The 7436-nt window shown below is 70.6% G+C and carries 8 protein-coding genes and 1 pseudogene; all 9 read left to right on the top strand.

Features of this window, described 5'->3' with window-relative positions:
- Positions 1 to 269, top strand: a 269-nt coding sequence (locus tag ACLL9L_RS15745) for a hypothetical protein (RefSeq protein WP_411285602.1), incomplete at its 5' end; no start/stop codon positions are given.
- Between the two features lie 81 nt (positions 270 to 350).
- Positions 351 to 1079, top strand: coding sequence for a dienelactone hydrolase family protein (locus ACLL9L_RS15740; protein ID WP_411285601.1), 729 nt, complete (start codon positions 351 to 353; stop codon positions 1077 to 1079).
- A gap of 86 nt (positions 1080 to 1165) precedes the next feature.
- Positions 1166 to 1726, top strand: coding sequence for an elongation factor P (efp, locus tag ACLL9L_RS15735; RefSeq protein WP_411285600.1), 561 nt, complete (start codon positions 1166 to 1168; stop codon positions 1724 to 1726).
- A 12-nt stretch (positions 1727 to 1738) separates the two neighbouring features.
- Complete coding sequence (nusB, locus tag ACLL9L_RS15730) at positions 1739 to 2152, top strand: transcription antitermination factor NusB (protein ID WP_411285599.1); 414 nt, start codon at positions 1739 to 1741, stop codon at positions 2150 to 2152.
- A gap of 227 nt (positions 2153 to 2379) precedes the next feature.
- Positions 2380 to 2937, top strand: a complete 558-nt coding sequence (gene pyrR / locus ACLL9L_RS15725) for a bifunctional pyr operon transcriptional regulator/uracil phosphoribosyltransferase PyrR (RefSeq protein ID WP_411285598.1) — start codon at positions 2380 to 2382, stop codon at positions 2935 to 2937.
- Positions 2934 to 3905 carry an aspartate carbamoyltransferase catalytic subunit gene (locus ACLL9L_RS15720; protein WP_411285597.1) on the top strand — a complete coding sequence of 324 codons (972 nt, stop codon included), beginning with the start codon at positions 2934 to 2936 and terminating at the stop codon, positions 3903 to 3905. The genes pyrR and ACLL9L_RS15720 overlap by 4 nt, the downstream gene beginning before the upstream one ends.
- Entirely contained in the window at positions 3902 to 5218 is a 1317-nt protein-coding gene (locus tag ACLL9L_RS15715; protein WP_411285596.1) for a dihydroorotase, read from the top strand. Before ACLL9L_RS15720 ends, ACLL9L_RS15715 begins: the two co-directional genes overlap by 4 nt.
- A 130-nt stretch (positions 5219 to 5348) precedes the next feature.
- On the top strand, positions 5349 to 6497 hold the full coding sequence (gene carA, locus ACLL9L_RS15710; RefSeq protein WP_411285603.1) for a glutamine-hydrolyzing carbamoyl-phosphate synthase small subunit: 1149 nt from the start codon (positions 5349 to 5351) through the stop codon (positions 6495 to 6497).
- Positions 6497 to 7436, top strand: a pseudogene (carB, locus tag ACLL9L_RS15705) (carbamoyl phosphate synthase large subunit); the annotation flags it as partial. The gene carA and the pseudogene carB, both read left to right, overlap by 1 nt.

The following is a 7436-nucleotide window of genomic DNA, read 5'->3' as shown; positions in this document are numbered from 1 at the left end:
TCGGGGCCGGCGAGGTCGGTGCGGTGCAGCTCCGGGTCCGCTGCTCCCTGAACGAGCTCAACGACCGCACTCATCAGATGCCGCCGCCCGCTCGAGACGGGGACGCGGGGTTCCTGCCCGCAGGCACCCCCGTCCATGCGGTGAACGGGTGGTCGCCGCTCTGCCGGCTCGCCGCTCGGCTCGACGGGTCCTGGCACGTCTACCTGGCCCTGGACGAGCGGGCGACCACGGCCGAGCCCAGACCGTGCGCCGTAAGCCCCGGCGGATGACCTGGCGACGACGGTGCTGACGATCGGGGTCTGACAGGGGGCTCGGCGTCTTCCGGGCGCGCGACCTGACAGAGTGTCGCCATGGGAGAGATGGTCAACCTCGGCGCGCACACCCGAGTCCGGGGGGCCTCACCGGGCCTCGCGGCATACACGACGCGACCCCCGGGCACCGAGCGGCTGCCCGGCGTCGTCGTCGTCCACGAGGCGTTCGGGCTGCAGGACGTCACCAGGCGGCAGGCCGACCACCTCGCCTCCCTCGGCTACGTCGTCATCGCCCCGGACCTGTTCACGTCCGGGGGTGCCCGGCGCTGCCTCAAGGCCACCTTCGCGGCCCTGCGCTCCGGACAGGGGCGCGCCTTCCAGGACATCGCGGCCGCGCGCCAGTGGTTGCTGGACCGGGACGACACGACCGACCAGGTCGGCATCATCGGGTTCTGCATGGGTGGGGCGTTCGCGCTGATGTCAGCGGCGGGGCACGGCTTCGACGTCAGCGCGGTCAACTACGGGTTCCTGCCGCGGACGCCGGACGTGCTCGTCGGGGCCTGCCCGGTCGTGGGCAGCTACGGCGGCAAGGACAAGGCTCTGGCCGGGTCGGCCGCGAAGCTCGAGGCCCAGCTCACCCGGTTGGGTGTCGAGCACGACGTGAAGGAGTATCCGCAGGCCGGCCACTCCTTCCTCAACGACGCCGAGACCGGGCCGTGGTTCCTCCGGCCGATCCTCAAGGTCACCGGCGCCGGACCCGAGCCGGCGTCGGCGGCAGACGCGTGGCGGCGCATCGAGGAGTTCTTCGCCCGACACCTCTCCCGGTAGACTCGCCCCGATCCCCAAAGGCGAGTTTCCCCAAGGCGAGTTTCCCCGGGCACGGGTGTGCCCGGCATACGAAAGCGGTTCTGTCAGTGGCTACGACCAACGACCTCAAGAACGGCATGGTGCTCAACATCGACGGGCAGCTGTGGTCCGTCGTGGAGTTCCAGCACGTCAAGCCGGGCAAGGGTCCGGCGTTCGTGCGCACCAAGCTCAAGGCGGTCCTGTCGGGCAAGGTCGTCGACAAGACGTTCAACGCGGGCACCAAGGTCGAGTCGGCCAACGTTGACAAGCGCACGATGCAGTACGTCTACAAGGACGGGTCCGACTTCGTCTTCATGGACGTCGACACCTTCGAGCAGCTCCACGTCGGTGAGCCGGTCGTGGGCACGGTCGCGGACTACCTGCTCGAGAACCAGAACGCGATCGTGGCGACCCACGACGGCGCACCGCTCTACGTCGAGCTGCCGGCCTCGGTCGTCCTCGAGATCACCTACACCGAGCCGGGCCTGCAGGGCGACCGCTCGACCGGTGGCACCAAGCCGGCAACGCTCGAGACCGGGGCGCAGATCGCCGTGCCGCTCTTCCTCGAGCAGGGCACCAGGATCAAGGTCGACACCCGAGACGGGTCGTACCTCGGCCGCGTGAACTAGGGCGGCGACCACGTGTCTGCCCGCTCCAAGTCGCGCAAACGGGCGTTGGACATCCTCTTCGAGGCCGACCAGCGCAGGATGAACGTGCAGAGCCTCCTCGCCGACCGCCTGTCCGGGCAGAACGAGGGGCCCACGCCGAACGAGTACACCGTCACGGTCGTCGAGGGCGTCATCGACAAGTGGCAGGAAATCAACGACCTCCTCGCCACCTACAGCCAGGGCTGGACGGTCGATCGGATGCCCGGCGTCGACCGCGCGATCCTGCGGATCGGGGCCTGGGAGGTCCTCTGGAACGACGATGTCCCCGACAACGTCGCCATCTCCGAGGCCGTCGAGCTCGCGGCGTCACTGAGCACCGACGACTCACCGTCGTTCGTCAACGGCCTGCTGGCCCGACTGGCCGAGGTCAAGCCCACGCTCGTCTGACGTGACCGTCGGCGCTGGGGCCGGGCCCTCCTGACGCAGCGTCGAGGAGGTTGACGCTGGCTGCAGGGTGAGTCAGGCACCTCGACTCAGCGTCAACCCTGGGGGTGCGCGCTCCGGGGAGCGGACGGGTGGCCGGAGGAGTGCCGCGGACCCGCTATCGTTGGCCTCGATCCGACATCCTTTAACCACCGTCCTGTGAGGCGGGGAAGGAGGTCAAGGTGGTTGCTGTGTCACAGCCCTCCCCGGCCGCACGCGTGGTGATGAGCTCCGGTGACGTCTCCCGGGCGGTCCGCCGGGTGGCCCACGAGATCCTCGAACGCAACAAGGGTGCCCAGGACCTCGTCGTCCTCGGGATCCCGTCGCGCGGGGTGCCGCTCGCCCGCCGCCTGGTGGCCGTGATGGCGGAGGTCGAGGGCGTCGCGGTGCCCGTCGGCACCCTGGACGTGACGATGCAGCGCGACGACCTGCGCCACCAGCCGGTGCGCGCCCTGGCCCGCACGGACATCCCCGGTCCCGGCATCGACGACAAGGTCGTCGTGCTCGTCGACGACGTGCTGTTCTCCGGGCGGACCATCCGGGCCGCCCTCGAGGCGCTCGCCGAGCTCGGCCGGCCGCGCGCCGTGCGTCTCGCGGTGCTGGTCGACCGGGGCCACCGGGAGCTGCCGATCCGGGCCGACCACGTCGGCAAGAACCTCCCGACGTCCTCGACCGAACGGGTGCACGTCCGGCTCGCCGAGGTCGACGACGAGGAGGACGGCGTGCGGATCAGCGGAGGAGATCGGTGACCCGTCACCTGTTGTCGTCGGCGGACCTCAGCCGCCAGGAGGTCGAGGCCATCCTCACCACGGCCGAGTCGATGCACGACGTGCAGAAACGCGACGTCAAGAAGATCCCGACGCTGCGCGGGCGCACGATCATCAACCTCTTCTTCGAGGACTCGACCCGGACCCGGTCCTCGTTCGAGATCGCGGGCAAGTGGATGTCAGCCGACACGATCAACATCACCGGCAAGGGCTCCTCGGCCTCCAAGGGCGAGTCCCTACGCGACACCGTCCGCACCATCGACGCCATGGGCGTCGACGCGTTCGTCATCCGCCACCACGCCTCTGGGGCCTGTCAGCAGGTCGCCGGCTGGGTCGACGCCAGCGTCATCAATGCCGGGGACGGCACCCACGAGCACCCGACGCAGGCGCTGCTCGACGCCTACACCCTGCGCCAGCGGCTGGGCGACCTCGACGGCAGGCACGTCGTGATCGTCGGCGACCTGACCCACTCGCGGGTCTTTCGCTCCAACATCATCACGCTGCGCCGGCTCGGCGCCCGGGTCACCGTCGTCGCGCCGCCCACGCTCATGCCGAGCGGCATCGACTCGTGGTCCGAGGCGGACGACTTCGCCACGAGCTATGACCTCGACGCCGTCCTCGCGGGCGCAGGCACCGGTGGGGCCGGGGGCGGGGTCGACGCGGTGATGATGCTGCGGGTCCAGCGCGAGCGGATGAGCGGGGGCTACTTCCCGACCGCGCGCGAGTACACCGTCTGCTACGGCCTGACCCGTGAGCGGCTCGCGAGCCTGGTCGACGCGAACCCCGACGTCGTCATCCTCCACCCCGGACCGATGAACCGCGGTCTCGAGATCACCGCCGACGCCGCCGACGCCGAGCAGTCCGTCGTGCTCGCTCAGGTCTCGGCGGGCGTCGCGGTGCGGATGGCCGTGCTCTACCACCTCTTGTCCGGGGAGGACATCGCCCCATGACCGCCACAGCACTGCCGCAGACCGATCAGCACACCCTGATCCGTGGGGCCCGGATCCTCGGCGGCGAGCAGGCCGACATCCTCGTTATCGGTGATCGGATCCAGGAGGTCGGAAGGCTCTCGGTCGACGGTCCCTGCGAGGTCGTCGACGCCGAGGGGCTCATTGCCCTCCCAGGCTTCGTCGACCTCCACGTCCACCTGCGCGAACCCGGGCGGGAGGATGCCGAGACCATCGCCACCGGCGCCGCCGCGGCCGCCGCCGGCGGCTTCACGGCGGTCCTCGCCATGGCCAACACCAGCCCCGTCACGGACACCGCCGAGGGGGCCGAGCGCGTGCTCGACCTCGGCCGTCGGTCCGGCCTCGTCGACGTCCAGCCGGTCGGGGCGGTGACCAAGGGCCTCGAGGGCCGGGAGCTCGCCGAGCTCGCCCTGATGGCCAGATCCCTCGCCCGCGTGCGCGTCTTCTCCGACGACGGGCACTGCGTCGACGACGCCCGCGTCATGCGCCGCGCGCTGGAGTACGTCAGGGCGTTCGGCGGCGTCATCACGCAGCATGCCCAGGACCCCCGCCTCGCCGACTCGCAGGCGTGCTGCCACGAGAGCGAGCTGTCCGGGCGGCTCGGTCTGCCCGGGTGGCCCGGCATCGCCGAGGAGTCGATCGTCGCGCGCGACGTCATGCTGGCCCGGCACACCGGCAGCCGGGTCCACATCGCGCACGTGTCGACGGCCGGCTCGGTCGAGGTGATCCGCTGGGCCAAGCAGCAGGGCGTCGACGTCACCGCCGAGGTCACCCCGCACCACCTGCTGCTGACCTCCGATCTCCTGACGAGCTACGACCCGGTCTTCAAGGTCAACCCGCCGCTGCGGCCGGCCGAGGACGTTGCCGCCCTGCGCGCGGCCCTCGCCGACGGCACGATCGACGCCGTCGCGACCGACCACGCGCCGCACGCCCGGCACGACAAGGAGCACGCCTTCGTCGATGCGGCGTTCGGGATGCTCGGCCTGGAGACGTCACTCGCCGTCGTCAGCGACGTCATGGTCCGGGGCGGACTGCTCGACTGGGCGGGGGTGGCCCGGGTGATGTCGGTGCTCCCCGCGCGGATCGCCCGGCTCGGGGGCCACGGCCAGCCGCTGGCGTCGGGGTCGCCGGCCAACCTCACCCTCGTCGACCCCGACGCCGTGACGACGGTCGACGCCACGACGTCACTGTCGCTCTCACGCAACAACCCCTGGCACGGCCGCACGCTCACCGGAGCGGTCGTCTCGACGTATCTCCGGGGCCGGGTCACCGCCCGGGAGGGGCGGCTCGCATGACGGCGGCCCTGGCAACCGAGTCGCCGGACGCAGGCGAGGAGAGCGACGACCACCCCTGGCGGGACCCGCAAGAGACCGATACGGAGACACTGTGAGCGCACCCCCCCTGCTCGTCGACCGCGAGCCCGCGATGCTCGTCCTCGAGGACGGACGGGCCTTCCGCGGTGAGGCCTACGGCGCCACCGGCACGACCGTCGGCGAGGCGGTCTTCTCGACCGGCATGACCGGGTACCAGGAGACGCTGACCGACCCGAGCTACCACCGTCAGGTCGTCGTCATGACCGCGCCCCACATCGGCAACACCGGTGTCAACACGGAGGACTCGGAGTCGAGCCGGATCTGGGTCGCCGGCTACGTCGTGCGGGACCCGGCCCTGCGTCCCTCGAGCTGGCGCTCGACGAAGCACCTCGAGGACGAGCTCGTCGAGCAGGGCGTCGTCGGCATCAGCGGCATCGACACGCGGGCCCTCACCCGTCACCTGCGCGATCGGGGGGCCATGCGGGTGGGCATCTTCAGCGGCAAGGAGTATGCCGTTGCTTCTGCGAGCGTCCTCGCGGACCTCGTGCGCCAGGCCCCGGAGATGACCGGCGCCTCGCTCGCCTCGGAGGTCAGCACGACCGAGCCCTACGTGGTGAAGGCGTTGGGGCAGAAGCGCTTCACTGTTGCCGCGATCGACCTGGGCATCAAGGCGATGACCCCCCAGCTGCTGGCGGAGCAGGGCATCGAGGTGCACGTCCTGCCCTCGACGACGGCCTTCGCCCAGATCACCGCCCTCAACCCCGACGGGGTCTTCTTCTCGAACGGCCCGGGTGACCCGGCCAGCGCCGACAGCGAGGTCGCCCTGCTCCGTCAGGTGCTCGACGCGCGGATCCCGTTCTTCGGCATCTGTTTCGGCAACCAGCTCCTCGGCCGGGCGCTGGGGTTCGGGACCTTCAAGCTGACGTACGGCCACCGCGGGATCAACCTGCCGGTCTTGGACCGCAGGACCGGCAAGGTCGAGATCACCGCCCACAACCACGGGTTCGCGGTCGACGCCCCCGCCGACCGGGAAAGCGACACGGCATACGGGCGGGTGCGCGTCTCGCACGTCTGCCTCAACGACGACGTCGTCGAGGGCCTGGAGTGCCTCGACGTGCCGGCCTACTCCGTGCAGTACCACCCCGAGGCGGCGGCCGGACCACACGACGCCGCCTACCTCTTCGACCGCTTCGTCGAGCTGATGAGCGGCGCCGAGACCCGCGCCGCACCCGGCGCCGACCTGATGGAGGGCCGGGCCTGATGCCCCGTCGCGACGACATCACCAGCGTCCTGGTGATCGGGTCCGGCCCGATCGTCATTGGGCAGGCCTGCGAGTTCGACTATTCCGGCACCCAGGCGTGCCGCGTCCTGAGGGACGAGGGGATCCGCGTCATCCTCGTCAACTCCAACCCGGCGACGATCATGACCGACCCGGAGTTCGCCGACGCGACCTACGTCGAGCCGATCACCCCCGAGGTCGTCGAGGCCATCATCGCCAGGGAACGGCCCGACGCCGTCCTGGCGACCCTCGGAGGCCAGACCGCCCTCAACACGGCGATCTCGTTGCACGAGAACGGAGTGCTCGAGAAGTACAACTGCCCGCTGATCGGCGCCAACGTCGCGGCCATCCAGCTCGGCGAGGACCGCCAGCTCTTCAAGGGCGTCGTCGAGCGGTGCGGCGCCGAGGTGGCCACGTCGTACATCGCCCACACCATGGAGGAATGCCTTGCCGGCGCCGAGAAGCTCGGCTACCCCGTCGTCGTGCGCCCGTCGTTCACCATGGGCGGCCTCGGCTCCGGCTTCGCCCACGACGAGACCGAGCTGCGCCGGATGGCCGGGGCCGGCCTGCAGGCCAGCCCGACGACCGAGGTCCTGCTCGAGGAGTCGATCACCGGCTGGAAGGAGTACGAGCTCGAGGTGATGCGCGACCACGCCGACAACGTCGTTGTCGTCTGCTCCATCGAGAACCTCGACCCGATGGGCGTGCACACCGGCGACTCGATCACCGTCGCCCCGGCGCTCACCCTGACCGACCGGGAGTACCAACGGCTGCGCGACCTCGCCATCGCCATCATCCGTGAGGTCGGCGTCGACACCGGCGGCTGCAACATCCAGTTCGCCGTCAACCCTCGTGATGGCCGGATCATCGTCATCGAGATGAACCCCCGCGTCTCGCGTTCCTCGGCGCTCGCGTCGAAGG

This window comes from Lapillicoccus sp. (genome assembly GCF_046595215.1).
Classification (GTDB): Bacteria; Actinomycetota; Actinomycetes; order Actinomycetales; family Dermatophilaceae; genus Lapillicoccus.
The sequence above is the reverse complement of the archived record's forward strand: the minus strand, read 5'-3'. Positions and strand labels throughout refer to the sequence as shown.

Bases quoted from the DNA above. Each gene is read 5' to 3' on its own strand.
- carA (WP_411285603.1), top strand. From the start codon at position 5,349: ATGCTCGTCCTCGAGGACGGACGGGCCTTCCGCGGTGAGGCCTACGGC.
- ACLL9L_RS15740 (WP_411285601.1), top strand. From the start codon at position 351: ATGGGAGAGATGGTCAACCTCGGCGCGCACACCCGAGTCCGGGGGGCC.
- ACLL9L_RS15715 (WP_411285596.1), top strand. From the start codon at position 3,902: ATGACCGCCACAGCACTGCCGCAGACCGATCAGCACACCCTGATCCGT.